Below are 18,756 nucleotides of genomic sequence, written 5' to 3'. Positions count from 1 at the left end.
TATTTTAGGATAAAATAACGCTCAATGCAAGAATTATTGTTATCCAGCTTAACTGGGTTAATTTCAGGGGTAGTATCCTCGTTGCTATTTTTTTGGTTTATGTCAATGATGCGACCTAAAATAGAATTAAGTAATAGTATCTGCACGGACACAGATAAAGACGGAAGATATTACGCTTTCAAGATAGTCAATAATACTAGCTATAACTTAATAGACCTCAGAGCAGAAATGATTTTGAAAACACCAGTAAATTCAAATGGTGGGCCAAATTATACTCATCGTTGGATTACATTGAAAAAAGAAAATATATTACTATTTCCAAAGTACAATAAAAAGGATGCTAAAGCTGAATATGCTTTAGTTCTAGGTACAAGGGAAGATCTTTCTAGCCTTTGGACAGATCAGGCACAATTCTTGCAAGTAAAAATTCACTTAAAACATTCCTTCAGCGGAATATCGAAATCCTTTGTCCAAGAATATTACACAAAAAAGAGTTGTATAAAAGATGGAATGTTTAATTTTGGCAAATCTTTTGAGATAAGTTAGAGATTGGTTATTAAATTAATGTATAATAAAACCCCTACCGCTATGATAAATGACACAGTTTTAGTTTAAAGAATTAAAAAAAATTATTAATTAAACTAAGCCACTCTCAAAAAGAGTGGCTTTAATTTATAAAAAAAATATCTATTAAACATCCTAGAGAGTTTTCCTTATATTAAATTATTATCTCAACCTTAAACTTTCTTAGAATATAGGTATTAATTAAAAGTTAATTTCTAGCCATTGCGATTAGCCAAACTAAATTGTATTTTTGAGGCTTAAACTACAGAAAAGCTTTATTCTTTTGCAGTAGAATTTGCTAACATCCTGAGATAAAACATAATAACTTATATTCAAATACTTATAAACAAATGAATTTTCCATCAGAATTAAAATACACTAAAGACCACGAGTGGGTTAGAGTTGAAGGTAACGAAGCTTTTATCGGTGTTACCGATTTCGCTCAGCGCGAATTAGGTGATATTGTTTATGTTGACATTAACACTGTAGGTAGCGAAGTGGCAAAAGAAGAAGTTTTTGGTACTGTAGAAGCCGTTAAAACCGTTTCTGATTTATATATGCCAGTTACCGGAACCGTATTGGAAGTTAATGCTGAATTAAATGATAACCCGGAATTGGTTAACTCTGATCCTTACGGACAAGGCTGGATGGTAAAAGTATCTTTAGCTGATTTAGCTGAAGTAGAAGGTTTATTAACAGCAGAAGCTTACCAGGAACTGGTAGGAGCTTAATCTTTATATTTTGTACAAAGCACTAAAACATCAAAAATGGGCCATTCTCTGGACCATCGTTGTTTTAGTGTTTTGTAATATGCACATTTCCGATTCTGTCGGGAAAAGCGGCTTTTTCTTTGAAGGCTTTGATAAAATGACCCATATGGGTTTTTTCTTTGTGCTATCAGTCCTGCTCTTTTTTGGTAAGATAAAATATCAGCATACCTACGCTTTCAGAACACTAACCATTTTTAAAATTTTGCTCATCAATGCAATAATCGGTGGCGGAATTGAGTTACTACAATGGAAAGTTTTTACCTATCGCTCTGCAGAATGGTGGGATTTTGGATGCGACATGTTAGGTGCATGTATGGCTGTTTTTAGCTATGTGTTGCTCCATAAATTAAATTTCGATGAAACCTCCGCTGAAAATAAAACAGACTCCTATGAAAATAAGATTTAGCATCATCTGTGTAGTTGTGGCCATTAGTTTAAGTGGATGCAGCATCTTCAAAAAAGACTGTCACTGTCCAAAAGTGTACTACAAAAGTTATCCTTCTCAACGGAAATAATAACTTCATTTCACCTTCCTTTTTTCGATTTGGTAACCTGCCGGTGGGCTGTATTTAAAATGTTACCAAGCTTTTAACACACCTTAACAAACCTTTGGGCTTTTCTATAGTCTGATAGCTTAGTTTTATACAATAATATCTAATTTTTTTTGATGAAAAGAAACGTTCAGAGGGCAATATTTGTGGTGCTCCTATTTTGTGGTTATATCGCTCAGGCCCAAAATACTGGTTCTATCAGCGGTAAAGTAATTAATGCTAAAGATAAAAAGCCGGTTGATTTTGCTACTGTAGCAGTTAAAAGTTTAAAAGATTCAAGCGTAGTGGCTTCCGGACAGACTAATCCTGACGGAACTTTCAGCTTTAAAGCCATTGCCCCAGGTAAGTACCGTATTTATTCGGCTTTTTTAGGTTTAAAAACTGCAACAAAAGATGTTGAAGTAGCTAAAGCAGCTGTAAATGCCGGCGATATTGCCATGAGCGACGATGGTGTAGATTTAAATACAGTTAACGTTACAGCAACCATCCCGATTGTGGTAAAGAAAGATACTTTGGAATTTGATGCAAAATCAATCAAAGTACGCGAAAATGCCGTGGTAGAAGACCTTTTGAAAAAAGTACCTGGTGTAGAAGTAGCGAAAGATGGTAGCGTAAAAGCCCAGGGTGAAACCATTACCAAAGTAAAAGTAGATGGTAAAGAGTTTTTTGGTAATGATCCGTTACTGGCAACCAAAAACCTTCCTGCCGATATGGTAGATAAAATCCAGGTAATTGATGAGCTTTCTGAACAGGCACAGTTTACCGGTATAGATGATGGAACAAGAAATAAAATCCTGAACATCACCACTAAAAACGGAATGAAACATGGCTATTTCGGAAACAGTACCGCAGGTTATGGTTCTAACGACCGTTATGATGCCAGCTTAAACGTAAACAAATTTGATGATGACAGGCAGATCAGTTTTATCGGCCAGTTTAACAACGTAAACAAACAGAACTTTGGTCAGGGTGGTGGCGTAGGTAACGGCTTTGGCGGTGGGGGCGGCGGTGGCCGTGGTGGCAATACCAGTGGCGGTAATTCTGGCAGTAGTAACAGCGGCATTACCAATACCAATGCAGCGGGTTTAAACTTTGCCGATACCTATAAAGATGGTACCCAGTTTCAGGCCAGTTATTTCTTTAATAAGGCAAACTCAGAAAGAATCCAGAATTCTAATACACAAAACCTTACTGGCGGTACCAATAATATTGCTGAGGCAATAACCAATACTACCGATCGTATTAACCACCGGTTTAACTTTATGGTTGATACCAAGATAGATCCGTCGTTATCTATTAAAATACAACCAAATCTGGCCTATACCGAAACAGATGGGAATAATTTGAATGAATATACGAGAACCCTTACTGATGCCTCAACTGTTGGTACGCAACGCAATACCACAACTGCTGCTACGCCTACCATCAGCAATAATTTACTGATCCGTAAGAGTTTTAAACGCAGAGGCCGTACCCTTTCCTTAAATGTTAATACCAGCATTAACGATAACGATGGTACCAACCTTAATTACCGTAAGGAAACCATTACCATGGATGGTGTATCAAGGGATTCGTTAACAAATCAGTTAAACAATACAACCAGTCACTCATTAAATAACACCACGCGTGTTGTTTATACAGAGCCATTAAACAAAACCTTAAGCGTAGAGTTTAACTACCAGAATGGTTATTCAAACAGCGATTCGCAAAGGGATGTATTCAATTACAATCCTTCAACCCTGCAGTTTGATATTGTTGATGATACCTTTTCGAATATCTATAACAACCGTACCTTAACCAATGCGGTAGGTGCCAGTTTAACCACTACTGAAAAAAAATATAACTGGAATATTGGTGTAGCCGCGCAGCAAACCAACAGGGTAAATACCAATTTAACTACTGGTTTAAGACGTACGCAGAACTTTATTAATATCACACCTTCAGCACAGTTTAGGTATAACTTTAGCAACCGTAAACGTTTATTTATTAACTACCGCGGTTCTACCACACAACCAAGTATCGATCAGATCCAGCCGATTCCTGATAATACCAATTCACAAACCATTTATGTAGGAAACCCGGCGTTAAAACCTTCATTTAATAACCAGTTGAGGATCAATTTTAACAACTTCAATATTGAAAATGGCCGGTTCTTTTTTGCAGGTTTAAACCTGACCCAAACATTTAATAGCATTGGTAACAGTGTAGCTCAGTTGCCTAGTGGTATCCAGCAGGTAAGTTATATCAATGTTGATGGTGTTTACGCAGGTAATGCCAACGCAACATGGTCTTTACCATTAATGGCAGAGCGTAAATTAACCCTAAATATTTCAGGAAACGGTGCTTATAACAGAAATGTGAATTATATCATTCCTCAGGGAGGCACCACATCTGTAAAAAATGTTACAAATAGTTATACCATTTCGAATGGTTATAAGCTGGTTACCAATGTTGATAAATTCGATCTAACAGGTGGTATTACCGGTAGCTACACCAATTCAACGTTCTCAGCTCAACAATCAGCAAATACCCAGTTTTATACCATTAACCCAAGTTTTGATGTGAGTTACGTGCTGCCGGGAAATATCAGGTTAGCGATGGATATTGATTATTTCAGAAATTTTGGTGGTGGCGATTTATATAACCAGGAATACACCATTCTTAATCCTTACATCAGCCGTCAGTTCTTTAAAAACCGTGGTACATTTAAATTCTCGGTAAATGATGCATTAAACCAGAACACAGGCGTAAGCAGAACAGCTACTGGTACTTCCATTACCGATTTAAACTATAATGTATTAAAACGTTATTACATGCTCTCATTTACTTATTCTTTAACCCGTATTGGCGGAAGAAATATGAGTGGCGATATGCAGATGCCGGGTCAGCGCGGTAATGGCGGTGGTGGCGGCGGTGGTCGTCAGAGAATGTAATCTCCAGCGTACCGTTTCGTCATTTCGACCTGAGTGGAGAAATCTGAAGGATGATTTTTAAATGGTCGGTTCTCCATCTGCCATAATTAATACAATAACACAAAGTCCTGGTTTTAACCGGGACTTTTTATTATTTAATCCAAACGGCATTTAATTTTTAAATATGATATTCTTAGCACTTTAAGAATTGGATTCTCAATTCGATGCGTTACCATAACAAACTTTATAAAAAGCATCGTCATCTCGACTGGAGCAACGCGGAATGGAGAGATCTAACTCGAGATAGATCTCTCGGCTGCGTTGCACTTCGCTCGAAATGACGTATCGGGTACCTTAATTTAGCACTTCTGTTATTAATATTACTTTTTACACAATAAATTATTCTTCTAAGTGACGATAATTTGTATGTATTTCAAATGTTACCTTCTCAAAAATAAACCTTTAGCAAAGTCGGTAGTCTTTATCTCAACCAATCAAACTAACCGAATGAAACAAATTTTTACGCTGCTTCTTATTTTATCATCATTTTATGTTTATGCCCAGAAAACCGGTTCGGTAAGTGGCAGGGTAATCCAGTCGAAAGATAAAAAACCGATTGATTATGCCTCACTTGCTGTAAAAAACCTGAGCGATTCGAGTATGGTTGGTGCAGTTAGTACAACAGAAGATGGGAAATTTGTTTTCAAAAACTTAAAACCAGGTAGTTACAGGCTGTATGCTGCATTTTTAGGTTTAAAAAACACCACAAAAGATTTTACCATTACCGCTGATAAAACAGATGTGGCTTTGGGCGATATTATTCTGGAAGGTGGCGCAATCGATCTTCAAACCGTTGATATCAAAGCCGAAGTTCCGCCGATTGTGGTGAAAAAAGATACACTCGAATTTAACGCCAGCTCTTTTAAAGTAGTAGAAAACGCCGTGGTAGAAGATTTGTTAAAGAAACTGCCAGGCGTTGAAGTAGATAAGGCGGGAACAGTAAAAGCGCAGGGTGAAACCATTACCAAAGTAAAAGTTGATGGTAAAGAATTTTTTGGTAACGATCCCTTACTGGCCACCAAAAACCTTCCGGCAGATATGATCGATAAAATCCAGATTATTGATGAGCTTTCCGATCAGGCGCAGTTTACCGGCATTGATGATGGCTCGCGCACCAAGATCATTAACATTACCACCCGAAAAGATAAGAAAAACGGTTATTTTGGCAACAGTACTGGAGGTTATGGTTCTGATAACCGTTACGATGTAAATGCAAACATTAACCATTTTAGCCAGGATAAACGTTTAAGTGTAATAGCGCAGTTTAATAACGTAAATAAGCAGAATTTTGGCGGTGGTCTGGGAGGTGGAAACGGGGGAAGCAATGGTGGCCGTGGCGGGATTACCGATACCAAGGCCGGGGGATTTAATTTCTCGGATGTTTATGGCGATCAGACAGAAGTGAGCCTGAGTTATTTCGTGAATAAATCAGATAACCTGATTCTCAGGAACAGCGTAACCCAAAATTTGCTCGGCGACGTAACCACGGTTTTTAATAATGACCAGACCAATAATTCAGACCGTTTAAATCACCGTTTAAACTTTATGATCGATACTAAAATCGATTCCCTGACTTCGCTTAAAGTACAACCCAATTTAAGCTATACCGATAACGAGAGTTTAAACAGCAGTATTTATACCCGCGATTATAAAACTTATATGATTAATGGTACGCAATCGCTCAGAAACCATAATACGGCACCATCAATCAGCAATAATATTTTGTTGCGGAAAAAATTTATGCGCCGTGGCAGAACATTATCTTTAAACTTCAATACCAATATCAATAATAACGATGCCGATAATTACAATATCAACCCCGAAACGCGTAAAGAAAACGGAGTGGAAACCAAAAAAACTACCGATCAGTTTAATGATCAGGAAAGTGAGTCGATCAGTCAGAATACGCGATTGGTGTACACCGAGCCCCTGGATAAAACTTTAAGTTTAGAGCTGAACTACCAGAACGGTTATAACCACAATACATCCGACCGTTTTACCTATAATTTTAACCCGCTTACCCTGAAATACGATTTGCTGGATACAACCTTTAGCAACGCTTACGAAAATACCATCATCACCAATGCTGCAGGCCTTAGTTTTAATAAAATGGCCAAAAAATACAACTGGAATGTGGGAATTGCCGTTCAAAACACCGATAGGACCAATAACAACATCAGCGGTGGATATGTGCTGAAGCAAAACGTGTTCAATTATACCCCTTCGGCCATGTTCAGGTATAATTTTAGCAATAGTAAACGTTTGGTGTTCAACTATAGGGGAAGTACCAATCAGCCAACCATTCAGCAGTTGCAGCCCATCCGGAACAATACCAATACCCAAAGTATTCCGGTAGGTAATCCTGATCTGAAACCTGAATTTAACAACACCCTCCGCGTGGCTTACAATACTTTTACCGTGGGGAAAAACAGGTCGTTATTCGTGAATTTAAACCTGACACAAACTTCTAACCGAATTGCAAACAGCACCAGTTTAATTCAAACCGGTCCAGATCAGGGTAAGCTTGCTGTAACACCTGTTAACGTTAGTGGTGTATATTCAGGATCCGTTTCTTCTTCTTTAAGTTTGCCGATTATGGCTGAGAATAAATTGAATTTCCACATTAATGTGAGCGGTAATTACGATCGCGATGTAAATTTTACCAATTCACTTAAAAATATTACCAACAGCTGGTCTGTTACCAATGGATACCGCCTGGTTTCCAATCTGGATAAACTTGATTTAACTGCAGGTGTAAACGGATCGATCAACCGCGCCACTTATTCCGTGCAGCCAAATTCAAATACCCGTTTTTATACTTTTAGTCCGAATATCAGCGTAAGCTATTTATTCCCCGGTGATATCCGTTGGTCGGTTGATGCCGATTATAACCAGAATACCGGCAGGGGTGAAGCTTTCGATACCCATTTTACACTCGTAAATTCTTACATCAGCAAACAGTTTTTCAAAAACCGTGGAACCTTTAAAGCAGCGGTAAACGATTTGCTAAACGAAAACCAGGGCGTGAGCCGTACCGCCAATAACAACACCATTCAGGATGTGAGTTATAATGTGTTGCAGCGCTATTTTATGTTTTCATTTACCTATTCTTTAAACCGAATGGGAGGTAAAAACAGGATCAGGGGAGGCGAGGAAGGTGGTAGAAATCGTGGTGGCGGTTTTGGCGGCGGCAGGCAAAGAAATTAAATCATTTAAGGGTAAAGCTGTGTAATTTCTCTTTTCATAATCGCCATCTTATTTGGAATAAATCTAAAGAAAGGGTAACTTGCGCCAAATTTAGCACATGAAGCTGTCGCACCTGAAAATTGGAGAAAAAGGAACAATTGTAGCATTTACAGATTTAGATATGTCTGTAAAGTTAATGGAGATGGGCTGTTTGCCGGGCGAGGTAGTAGAAGTTGAGCGTTTTGCTCCACTTGGCGACCCGATGGCGATCCGTGTTGCTGGTTATCAGCTTTGCTTGCGTAAAAGTGAAGCCGATGTGATCATTATACAATAAATAAGCTGGGTTTGGATATTAAAGTTGCGTTAGTTGGTAATCCCAATACAGGTAAATCTACTTTATTTAACCGTTTAACAGGGTTAAATCAGAAAATAGGAAACTTTCCAGGTATCACTGTCGATAAGAAAACTGGTTTTTCAAAACTTGTGGGCGGCAGAGAAGCTGAGATTATCGATTTACCCGGAACCTATAGCTTATATCCAAAAAGTGCTGACGAAAGTATCGTTTTTCAGGTACTTGCCGATAAAAACAACAATAGCCATCCCGATGTAATTGTATTAATTGCTGATGCTTCCAATCTGAAAAGGAACATGCTGCTGTATTCACAGGTGGCAGATTTGGGGATCCCGATGATTTTGGCTTTAAACATGATCGATCTTTCTGCAAAACAGGGAATTGAAATCGATCTGGATAAACTTGCCGAAAAACTGGGCATCCAGGTGGTTTCCATTTCTGCAAGGAACAATATTGGTATCGATAAATTAAAACAAGCCATTGCCAATACCAATAAAATTGCGACCCAGTTTCAGGATGTTGATGTGAATTTTCTGGCGCCTGAAGCCATTAATGCCATTAAATCGAAACTGAATTCGGATAACGATTATTATGCATTACAGGTTTTGCATCAGCATGAGTACCTTACTTTTTTTACTGAAAAAGAACAGGAAGAAATTGAGGAGATAGAGCAATCACATCATTTCGAATCGTCTAAAATACAGGCAGCAGAAACCATTGCCCGCTATAAACACCTCAGTAGTATATTATCAGGTGTAGTGGTAGATAAAGGCACCGAAAAGAAATTTTCTTTCAGCGATAAACTCGACGGAATTCTTACCCATAAAGTTTGGGGATTCGCCATCTTTTTGCTGATCCTGTTTGTTATTTTTAATGCCATTTTTGCCTGGTCATCTTATCCTATGGATTTGATTGAAAGCGGATTTGGTTATCTCACCAGCTTAGGTCACGAATACCTGCCCGAGGGTATGTTAACAGACCTTGTGTTAGATGGCGTTATTGCAGGTTTGGGCGGTATTTTTGTGTTTATTCCGCAAATTGCCATTCTTTTTGCTTTTATATCCATTTTGGAAGATACCGGTTATATGGCCCGTGTTACCTTTATGATGGATAAAGTGATGAGTAAAGTTGGTCTTAACGGAAAATCGGTGGTGCCGATGATCGGGGGGTTGGCCTGTGCCGTTCCTTCCATTATGGCTGCCAGAAACATCGAAAACTGGAAAGACAGGATGATTACCATCATGGTTACCCCATTGATAAGCTGCTCGGCCAGGCTCCCGGTGTATATTTTGATTATATCCTTAATTATCCCTTCAAAAACGGTTTTAGGTATTTTTAACCTGCAGGGTTTAGCATTGATGGTGATGTACCTGGTGGGTATTGTTGCTGCGGTATTAGTGGCCTGGGTAATGAAATTTATCATCAAAACCAAAGAAAGGTCTTATTTCATTATGGAATTACCGGTTTACCGCATGCCCAGGTGGAAAAACGTTTTTTATACCATGTATGAAAAATCAAAAACCTTTGTTTTTGAAGCCGGTAAAGTAATTATTGCCATTTCGATTATCCTTTGGGTAATGGCCTCATTCGGACCTGGAAACCGTTTCGAAAGCATTGATAAAAAATACGAAAATGCACTGGCCGATACTACAAGAAATACCGACCACATTAAAACTTTGGTGGCTACAGAGAAACTTGAAAACTCTTATGTCGGGATTCTTGGTCATGCCATTGAGCCTGCCATCCGTCCATTAGGTTACGATTGGAAGATTGGTATTGGTTTAATTACCTCTTTTGCCGCCCGTGAAGCTTTTGTGGGTACCATGGCAACCATTTACAGTGTGGATGGTGGTGATGAAGATACCAGCACGATCAGGGAGCGTATGTCGGCCTCTAAAAATAGCCGCGATGGCTTGCCTGTTTATACTTTTGCTACAGGAATTTCGCTGATGCTTTTTTATGCTTTTGCCATGCAGTGCATGAGTACGGTTGCCATTGTTTACCGCGAAACCAAAGGCTGGAAATGGCCGGTTATCCAACTGGCATACATGACGGCTATGGCCTATATCGCCGCATTGGTGGCTTATCAGTTGTTGAAATAGCTACTGCTTTTATAGATTACGTCATTTCGAGCGAAGTGAAACGCAGTCGAGAAATCTATTTAGGTAATTCTCTTCCGCATATCGTCACCCTGAACTTGTTTCAGGGTCTTTCATGCACGATAGATCTCTCCACTCCGCCATGCTCCGGTCGAGATGACGCCCGTTTTGTTAAATTGTCATCCTGAGCGGAGTCGAAGGGTAGATCATTGAGATTTGGAGAGCAGCACCTGTACAAGTATTTTAGTTTCCTCCCGCTTTCCGTTTTATCCCGATGAAAAATCGGGATGCTCACTTCAATCGGGTCTAGGTGGCCAATATTATGATGCTATTAAGGGTTGGAAATATAGCCCGGTTACACCAATTTTACACCGGTAGTGAAATCGTAAGAAAACTGTTTCAAGATAGATCTCTCCCCGCCTGTACGGGCAGGCATTCCGCTGCGCTATAGTCGAGATGACGACTGCTATAGTAGCGTAATTTTAGGGTTTGTCATCCTGAGCGGAGTTGAAGGATTATCAGGCGAATCGCTACTTATTGCACAACCCTTTGTTAAATAAACCCGGTAGAAGCGGTTCCGATTCTTTACCGATGAACCGGCACTAAATTAGCATCGGAATTAGCGGATAACGGGACTGCAGTTCCCCAAGCCCTACTGAACGTTTGTTTTCAAATAAGTCACTAATAGTTATTAAATTTTTTACCATATAAGACATATGAGGTCATTCAGGCTCAGGTATTTTTAAATAAATTTGGTCTTTCTTCTTTATCCCAACTCAATCTGCCGCTTGATGCTCTCTTCCAGTGAAATTAATGTCTCAGTACGCTGAATGCCATTAACGGCCTGTATTTCTTCGTTTAACACATGGCGTAAATGGTTCGTATCCCTGCAGATAATTTTAGCAAACATACTGTAAGCACCTGTTGTGTAATGAAGCTCTACTACCTCTTTAATTTTGCTCAGCTGTGCAACGGCATCTTTATACTGGATCCCCTTTTCTAGGTAAATACCCAAAAAGGCACAGATATCGTAGCCAGCTTTTTGTGGATCGATAATTAAATGAGAACCTTTTATAATGCCCATTTCCTGTAGTTTCTTCATCCTAACATGTATTGTTCCGCCCGAAACAATCAGATCTTTAGCGATTTCTGTATAGGGTTTAGTGGCATCCTGCATCAATTGTTTCAATATATCAATGTCGAGGTTGTCAATTTCTAAATTGGAATTGTCTTTTTTAAGCATATTTTTGAATTATGATAAGCGAATTTACAAATATTTATCAATATTATAAAAATAAAATTAAATGTTTAAAATATTTGTAAGGTAATGGTTGTTCCTTTACATTTGTATCAAGCAATTAACAAAAAGGAAACGTTCTTTCAAAATTGTTTAACAAAATGTAGGGTGGTGAAACAGGCAGACACACCTCCTTGTCTCGGTGGCGGAGAATAATGGGAATATACTGGCAACAGTACTAACCACTCCTTGAAGGTTCGATTCCTTCCCCTACAGCGGCTTTAGTCCTAAGTCAAGAGTCCATAGTCTTTAGTAGACTCACGACTGCAGACTTTGGACTAATGACTAAAATTGTTGGGTGGTGAAATTGGCAGACACGCCTCCTTGTCTCGGTGGTGGGGAATAATGGGACAAACGCAGTTTATTGGGTTGACCACAAATTAATTTTTTGAACTGTAGCTAACTACCCCTTGAAGGTTCGACTCCTTCCCCAACAGCATTTTTTATGAATAATAAGTTAGTTAATTGAGCAATCCTGGATAGGTTGCTCTTTTTCTTTTTACGGGTATTTTTACATTTTTGTAGATATATTCCTATATTACCAGTTCAATTTATTCTAACTGTGTAATGCCTGTAATGAAAAAACGAATATCCATAAAAGATATCGCCAAACAATTAAATATTTCCATTACAACCGTATCGTTCGTAATTAATGGAAAAGCGAGAGAGAAAAACATCAGCGAATCGCTTACCAAAAAAGTTTTAGACCTTGTTGCCGAATTAAACTATCAGCCTAATGCCCTTGCTACGAGCCTACGGACGGGAAAAACAAAAATTATCGGCTTTTTGGTTGATGATATTTCAGAGCCTTTTTTCTCTGGTATAGCGCGCCGCATTGATGAAATCGCCTCCAGCCTGGGCTATAAAATTCTTTTTAGCAGTACCCGTAATGATACCGAAAAAGCGATAGAGTTATTGCAGATTTTTAAAGACAGGCACGTAGATGGCTACATTATGGCCCTTCCCGAAGGTTTAGAAGAAGAAGTTAAAAAGCTGATTCAAACGGATGCGCCGGTGGTGCTTTTCGACCGTTATGTGCAGGATGTAAAAACTGATTATGTAATTATCGATAACAAAAATAGCACGTTCGAAGCTACAGAGCACCTGATTAACAATGGTTATAAAAATATAGGTTTTGTTACCATAGATACCGTTCAGCAGCAAATGGTCGATCGTTTATCAGGGTACGAAACTGCGGTAGAAAAGCATAAACTTCCAGCCATTGTAAAAAAGATCAGCTATGTAAATTCGGCTGAATCGATTAAGGAAATGGTGAAATTTTTTAAAAAAGAAAAGCAATTGGATGCGGTAATCTTCGCGGCTAACTACATTTGTTTAGATGGTTTGAGGACTTTCAGAAAAGAAGGCATCCGCATTCATAAAGATCTGGCCGTTGTATCTTTCGATGATTTCGAAATCCTGGAGTTCTGCGATCCGCCTGTTACGGCAATTGCGCAACCGCTTGAAGCCATTGCAGAGAACATCATGAAAATATTATTGAATAAGCTTAAAAAGGCAGGTAGAAATGTCGAAAATGCTCAGGTATCGCTACCAACAATATTAAATGTACGGGCATCGAGCTCAAAAAAATAGCATAAAAAAAGGGAATAGATTATAGATCCATTCCCTTTATCATGAGTTTGATGCAGATTAAACGGTCATTACATCTTTTTCTTTCGCTTCTGCGTGTTTATCAACCTTAATGATATAGGCATCAGTTAATTTCTGTACTTCGCCTTCACCGGTTTTAATTTCATCATCTGATACGCCTTCGCCTTTTAATTTCTGAATTTTGGTATTGGCATCTTTACGGATATTACGCACAGTAACACGGCCTCTTTCGGCTTCTTCTTTTACTTTTTTAACCAGGTCTTTCCTGCGCTCTTCGGTTAAAGGAGGTACTACCAGACGGATCACAATACCATCATTCTGAGGATTGATACCAATATTGGCTACCTGTATAGCCTTTTCGATAGTGGTTAAAAGTGATTTTTCCCAGGGTTGGATCACAATTGTCCTGGCATCAGGAGTATTGATACTGGCCACTTGAGCTAATGCTGTAGAAGCGCCATAATAATCAACAAAGATACCATCCAACATTCCAGCTGATGCCTTACCAGCCCTAATTTTAGTTAATTCAGCTTCACAATGATCGATTGCTTTATCCATTGCAGATTGAGCATCCATTAATTGTAATTGTATGAGGTCGTTCATAATCGTGTGTATTTCTACAAAAATAATATTTTTTTTAAATGCTTACTTTACCAGGGTTCCAATTGGCTCGCCATTGGCGATTTTCATGAAATTACCATGTTTGTTCATATCAAACACAATAATTGGAAGTTGGTTTTCTTCACAAAGGGTAAAAGCCGTCATATCCATTACATTAAGGCCTTTATCATACACTTCTCTGAACGAAATTTCTCCGTATTTTGTTGCTAAAGGATCTTTTTCCGGATCGGCGGTGTAAATTCCATCAACACGTGTACCTTTTAAAACCACATCGGCTTTAATTTCGATGGCACGTAAAGCTGCTGCAGAATCGGTGGTGAAATATGGATTTCCGGTACCGGCACCAAAAATAACCACACGGCCTTTTTCTAAATGGCGCACAGCTCTTCTTCGGATAAACGGTTCGCAAATCTGCTCCATTTTAATTGCCGTAAGCAAACGGGTTTTGATACCAACTTTCTCCAAAGCATCTTGCAAGGCCATAGAGTTGATTACCGTTGCCAACATACCCATGTAATCAGCCTGAGCCCTGTCCATCCCACTTTTTTCGGCGCTTAAGCCTCTAAAAATATTTCCTCCTCCAATTACGATGGCGATTTCTAAGCCTTTATCGTGTACTGCTTTGATATCTTCTGCATATTGCTTAACACGATCATTATCAATACCGTATTGTTTGTCGCCCATTAGCGATTCTCCGCTAAGCTTTAGTAGGATGCGCTTGTATTTCATGACCTCAAAAATATCAACAATTTTTTAATACCGGGCTATGCTTTTTAATAATTGATGTAAATTGTTTATTGGATTTTACTGTCAAACCATAAAAGCTACAATCAAGGGGCTTTTATAGTCAAACTGCAAGGTCAAATCTGACTGGTGATATTCTAAAATTAGTTAATTGTGAAGCGCCTGCCTTGCTCCGGAAAGATTAGTTTTAAGCCTTCTCTATTTCCTGAAATCAATTGTTGCTTTACTTTTTCTGCGGTTTGTTGCGGAGGTTTTGTATGGGTAACAATAAAAGAAATCTTTTTAAAAGCTTTTTCGTTGGTTAAAGCTTCAAGTTTCGAAAGTTCGCTGAAGAAAAGCTTTGGTGTAAGGTGACCGAATAATTGCTTTTCAGGCTGTTCATTAGGAAAAGAAACCTCTAAAAATATGGCTTTTAACTGGCCTGAAATAATAAACGGGGATATATTTTGCCACAACCTGGCGAGTTTATCTGATTTTTCTATTTCATCAGCTCCGGTATCACCCAGGTATAGTGCATAGCTGTCCGGATGGCTAATCAGAAAGGCCGTGCTTTTATAAGGATTACCGTGGCTGAGTTCAAAGGCTTTTACCTTCATTTCTGTGCCTTCAAGCGGATAAGTATTGCCTTCAACCAAAGGAAAATAGGTGTATTTTTTCAATTGTGGTTTTTCACCCTCATTGGCAAAATTGGCCCAGGCATCCCAGGTGAAATATTTATCTCTTAAAATGTTGAGTACAGCAGGTAAACTGTAGATATTTTTAGCTGTATCAGCCGGGGAATTGATAATTAAGCCAGCAACATGATCTAAATGGGCATGCGAGATCAGGTACCCTTTTATCTGTTTTCGTTGGATTTCTTCGCTGATGCCTTTTAGGGATTTAAGGTCTATTGCTTTCTGGATACCGGCATTTATGGTGCCTGCATCAAGACAAACATAATTTTCGCTTCCTTTTGGCGCAATCATGTACGATGATAAATTGCTCTCGTCATCACCGCCTTTAACACCAAGTGGGATAATGGTAAAAGCAGTATTTATTTCCTGCGACCAGCAATAATTGGCGTAAATGGATAAAAAGATAAATGCTGAAAGGATCCTTCTGAACATATTGGTTTGATTATACCGTTTTTCCTTTAAAAATGACTTCTTTTAAATTTAATTCATCATCAAGCATCACTAAATTTGCTAATTCGCCGCTTGCTATATTCGCTGTAAGGTTCTCGATACCAATTAATGTAGCAGGATAACTTGTAGCCATTTTAACAGCATCATTTAAGTTGATGTCGCAATGCATGACACAATTTTTAACAGCTTCTAACATGGTAAGTGATGAGCCTGAAAGTGTGCCATCAGGCATTACATATTTGTTCCCTTTCTGGATGTGCTGATAAGGACCCGTTGAACATGCCGTAACCGCATCAGTAATGAGGAACAACCGATTTTTTAATAGTTTCTGCGCAAATTTAACTACCTCGAAATCTACATGCTGCCCATCGGCAATAATACTGGCTATAGCTTTATCGTGGCTGAAAACAGCAGTGGGTATGCCAGGTTCGCGGTGGTGAATGGGACTCATGGCGTTAAAAAGATGCGTAGTGGTTTGGATGCCCTTATTATAGGCAGCTGTCGCTTCTTCGAAAGTTGCATTACTGTGTCCTAATGAAACAACTACACCGTTATTTAACAGGTATTCTATTACGTCATCATCCTGAAGTTCAGGGGCAATGGTCATCATTTTGATTACGCCATCACCAAAATCGATCAGTTTTTTAATTTCCTCTAAAGAGGCTTTTCGTACAAATGCAGGTACGTGTGCACCCAAACGTTTGGGGTTTAAAAACGGCCCTTCTAAATGTAAACCCAGGCAATTTTTAGCTGCTGGGCGGTGCTCCTTCGCAACTTTAATACATTCGTTAAAAACTTCTGGAGAATTTGTTGCTATACAAGCCAGAAAGCCTGTAGTTCCTTTTTTTAACAGATCTTCTTCCATTATAGTCAAAGATTCTACACTTGGATCAGCAGAAAATAACCTGTCACCGGCGCCATATATCTGTAGATCTATAAAGCCTGGAACAACAAGGGAATGATTATTTTCTTTACTGTTGCTGTCACTAATATTAGAAATGACATCACCATCAATAATCAGATCTTGATTATACTTTAAATCGTTGCCCTGAAAATAGGAGGTATTGGGGATTACTTTAGGCATATCAAACGTTTGAGTAAATTTAATCTTACACGGTCAAAGTTAAATATTGTGGCTATATATTTGGGTAATAAGATAAAATAACCAAATGAATGAAAATCAGCCCAATAGAAGAAGTTTTTTAAAGGCCAGTCTAACTTTAAGTGCAGCTACATTGGTGGCGCCAACAATGGCAATTGCTGATGTAACTGAAAGAGAAGATGCATTTAAGATTGCAGTTGGTCCTTATCTCCAAACGAATTTCAATAACGAAATGACCATTCTTTGGTTAACCAATCAAAATGCTGCAGGTTGGGTAGAATATGGAGAACAGGCTGATCAGTTGAATCAAAAGGCTTACGGAAAAGCAGAATTGGGACTGATGCAGGCCAATAGTAAGCTTAATGCCGTTAACCTTCGTCACTTAAAACCCGGGGTTAAATACTATTATAAAATCGTTTCGAAAGAGATTAAAGATTTTCAGCCTTATAAATTAACTTATGGGGAAACAGTGAGTAGTCCGGTTGAGGAATTTGTTAATGCTGATCTGAATAAAGCGGAAGTTTCATTTTTAATGTTGAACGATACGCATGACAGGCCTGAATCTATTCCACATTTGTTAGGCCTTGTTCCCGATCAAAAACAGGATTTTATCTTCTTTAATGGCGATATCTTCGATTACCAGACGGATGAAAAACAGATTATTGAGCACATGCTTCAACCCTGTGCAGATAATTTTGCTAAGAACACGCCCTTTATTTATGTAAGGGGCAATCATGAAACCCGGGGTAAGTTTGCCCGCCAATTTCCTCAGTATTACATGCATGTTGGCCATACTGCTTTTACATTAGGGCCGGTGCGCTTTGTGATTTTAGATACCGGTGAGGATAAGGAAGATGCGCATCCGGTTTATGCCGGCATTGTAAATTTTGATGATTACCGCGTTCAGCAGGCAGAATGGTTTAAATCGGAGATCAACTCCAAAGAATTTAAAAAAGCGCCGTTCAGGATTGTAATGATGCATATTCCACCACGTTTCTCTGGAGATGCCCATGGACCCAAACACTGTACCGAATTGTTCGAACCACTATTGAATCAGGGAAAGGTTGATCTGGTATTAAGTGGCCATACGCATAAATACATGGTTCATCAGCCTGATAAAAACTTAAATCATTATCCTTTAATTATTGGTGGCGGACCTAAAACCGGTACAAGAACCATTACAAAAATAAAAGCCGATAAAAGTAAAGTAACGGTGAGTATGCTTGATGATTTTGGGAAGGAAGTTGGGAAATATACTGCTTTGAGGAAGTAGGGGAATTGCATGCGGCCGTCCATTGATAACAAGGTTCCCTTCATACCGTCATTTCGAGCGCAGTGCAGCGGAGCCGAGAAATCTGTCTCAGGAAAGATCTCTCTGCTCCGCCATGCTCCGGTCGAGATGACGTTGCTTTATTTAGGTCTGTCAATAAGTAGCGGAGTACAACGAAGCTGAGAACCCACATGCTCTGCGAAGCTAAACCTATTTCGAGCGTGTTTTTGATTTAGATCTCTCCCTGCCCGATACAGGTGGGCATTTCGCTGTGCTTCAGTCGAGATGACGACGTCTTTTATTGAAGTGAATGGAATGGAGAGATGACGGATATAATTGAAGTAAAGCGCATAAAAAAAGCCCCAGTTTTAGACTGAACCCAAAAAGTTGGACAAAGTTAAAAAATTAATTAGACTGATGAGCTCGATATTTTATCGGGCTCATCCCGTTTAAATTGAGTCTGATTCTGTCGTTATTATAATAGTGAATATAT

15 protein-coding genes and 1 tRNA gene are annotated in these 18,756 nt (G+C 38.9%); 10 read left to right on the top strand and 6 right to left on the bottom strand.

All coding sequences use genetic code 11. The features are described from left to right. The first annotated feature begins 24 nt into the window (after positions 1-24). The 7 genes from ABD769_RS24165 to feoB all read left to right on the top strand — a co-directional run bounded on the left by ABD769_RS24165 (position 25) and on the right by feoB (position 10,497). On the top strand, positions 25-546 hold the full coding sequence (locus ABD769_RS24165; RefSeq protein WP_344853940.1) for a hypothetical protein: 522 nt from the start codon (positions 25-27) through the stop codon (positions 544-546). 368 nt (positions 547-914) lie between these two features. After that, positions 915-1,295 (top strand): glycine cleavage system protein GcvH, encoded by a 381-nt coding sequence (gcvH, locus tag ABD769_RS24160; RefSeq protein ID WP_025145401.1) that lies wholly within the window; start codon positions 915-917, stop codon positions 1,293-1,295. A gap of 10 nt (positions 1,296-1,305) precedes the next feature. Then, positions 1,306-1,740, top strand: a complete 435-nt coding sequence (locus tag ABD769_RS24155; protein WP_344853939.1) for a VanZ family protein — start codon at positions 1,306-1,308, stop codon at positions 1,738-1,740. Between the two features lie 261 nt (positions 1,741-2,001). After that, the gene (locus ABD769_RS24150; protein ID WP_344853938.1) at positions 2,002-4,818 is read left to right on the top strand and encodes an outer membrane beta-barrel protein; all 2,817 of its coding nucleotides are present in this window, start codon (positions 2,002-2,004) and stop codon (positions 4,816-4,818) included. A gap of 486 nt (positions 4,819-5,304) precedes the next feature. After that, positions 5,305-8,064 carry an outer membrane beta-barrel protein gene (locus tag ABD769_RS24145; protein WP_344853937.1) on the top strand — a complete coding sequence of 920 codons (2,760 nt, stop codon included), beginning with the start codon at positions 5,305-5,307 and terminating at the stop codon, positions 8,062-8,064. Positions 8,065-8,161: 97 nt separating this feature from the next. After that, on the top strand, positions 8,162-8,377 hold the full coding sequence (locus ABD769_RS24140) for a FeoA family protein (RefSeq protein ID WP_025145397.1): 216 nt from the start codon (positions 8,162-8,164) through the stop codon (positions 8,375-8,377). Between the two features lie 5 nt (positions 8,378-8,382). Continuing rightward, a complete protein-coding gene (feoB, locus tag ABD769_RS24135; RefSeq protein ID WP_344853968.1) occupies positions 8,383-10,497 on the top strand; it encodes a ferrous iron transport protein B in 2,115 nt (704 codons plus the stop codon). 763 nt (positions 10,498-11,260) lie between these two features. Here the strand turns inward: feoB and ABD769_RS24130 are convergent. Beyond that, positions 11,261-11,737: an Lrp/AsnC ligand binding domain-containing protein gene (locus tag ABD769_RS24130; RefSeq protein ID WP_025145395.1), complete on the bottom strand. Its 477-nt coding sequence runs from the start codon at positions 11,735-11,737 to the stop codon at positions 11,261-11,263. A gap of 346 nt (positions 11,738-12,083) precedes the next feature. On the opposite strand from ABD769_RS24130, the gene ABD769_RS24125 reads away from it, so the two are divergent. Continuing rightward, a tRNA-Asp gene (locus ABD769_RS24125) sits at positions 12,084-12,228 on the top strand. A 139-nt stretch (positions 12,229-12,367) separates the two neighbouring features. Further along, the gene (locus ABD769_RS24120) at positions 12,368-13,384 is read left to right on the top strand and encodes a LacI family DNA-binding transcriptional regulator (protein WP_344853936.1); all 1,017 of its coding nucleotides are present in this window, start codon (positions 12,368-12,370) and stop codon (positions 13,382-13,384) included. Between the two features lie 57 nt (positions 13,385-13,441). Here ABD769_RS24120 and frr read toward each other — a convergent pair whose 3' ends face one another. The 4 genes from frr to nagA form a co-directional block, all read right to left on the bottom strand. Continuing rightward, positions 13,442-14,005 carry a ribosome recycling factor gene (gene frr, locus ABD769_RS24115; protein ID WP_344853935.1) on the bottom strand — a complete coding sequence of 188 codons (564 nt, stop codon included), beginning with the start codon at positions 14,003-14,005 and terminating at the stop codon, positions 13,442-13,444. A 42-nt stretch (positions 14,006-14,047) separates the two neighbouring features. Continuing rightward, a complete protein-coding gene (gene pyrH / locus ABD769_RS24110) occupies positions 14,048-14,752 on the bottom strand; it encodes a UMP kinase (RefSeq protein WP_344853934.1) in 705 nt (234 codons plus the stop codon). 158 nt (positions 14,753-14,910) lie between these two features. After that, positions 14,911-15,873, bottom strand: coding sequence for an MBL fold metallo-hydrolase (locus tag ABD769_RS24105; protein ID WP_344853933.1), 963 nt, complete (start codon positions 15,871-15,873; stop codon positions 14,911-14,913). A gap of 10 nt (positions 15,874-15,883) precedes the next feature. Then, on the bottom strand, positions 15,884-16,975 hold the full coding sequence (gene nagA, locus ABD769_RS24100) for an N-acetylglucosamine-6-phosphate deacetylase (protein ID WP_344853932.1): 1,092 nt from the start codon (positions 16,973-16,975) through the stop codon (positions 15,884-15,886). 85 nt (positions 16,976-17,060) lie between these two features. Between nagA and ABD769_RS24095 the strand changes: the two genes are divergently transcribed. Then, positions 17,061-18,266 carry a metallophosphoesterase gene (locus ABD769_RS24095; RefSeq protein WP_344853931.1) on the top strand — a complete coding sequence of 402 codons (1,206 nt, stop codon included), beginning with the start codon at positions 17,061-17,063 and terminating at the stop codon, positions 18,264-18,266. A gap of 402 nt (positions 18,267-18,668) precedes the next feature. On the opposite strand, the gene ABD769_RS25045 is transcribed toward ABD769_RS24095, so the two are convergent. Further along, complete coding sequence (locus ABD769_RS25045) at positions 18,669-18,752, bottom strand: IS3 family transposase (RefSeq protein ID WP_425568871.1); 84 nt, start codon at positions 18,750-18,752, stop codon at positions 18,669-18,671. Positions 18,753-18,756 lie beyond the last annotated feature (4 nt).

Source organism: Pedobacter jeongneungensis, from assembly GCF_039538295.1.
Taxonomy (GTDB): domain Bacteria; phylum Bacteroidota; class Bacteroidia; order Sphingobacteriales; family Sphingobacteriaceae; genus Pedobacter; species Pedobacter jeongneungensis.
The sequence above is the reverse complement of the archived record's forward strand: the minus strand, read 5'-3'. Positions and strand labels throughout refer to the sequence as shown.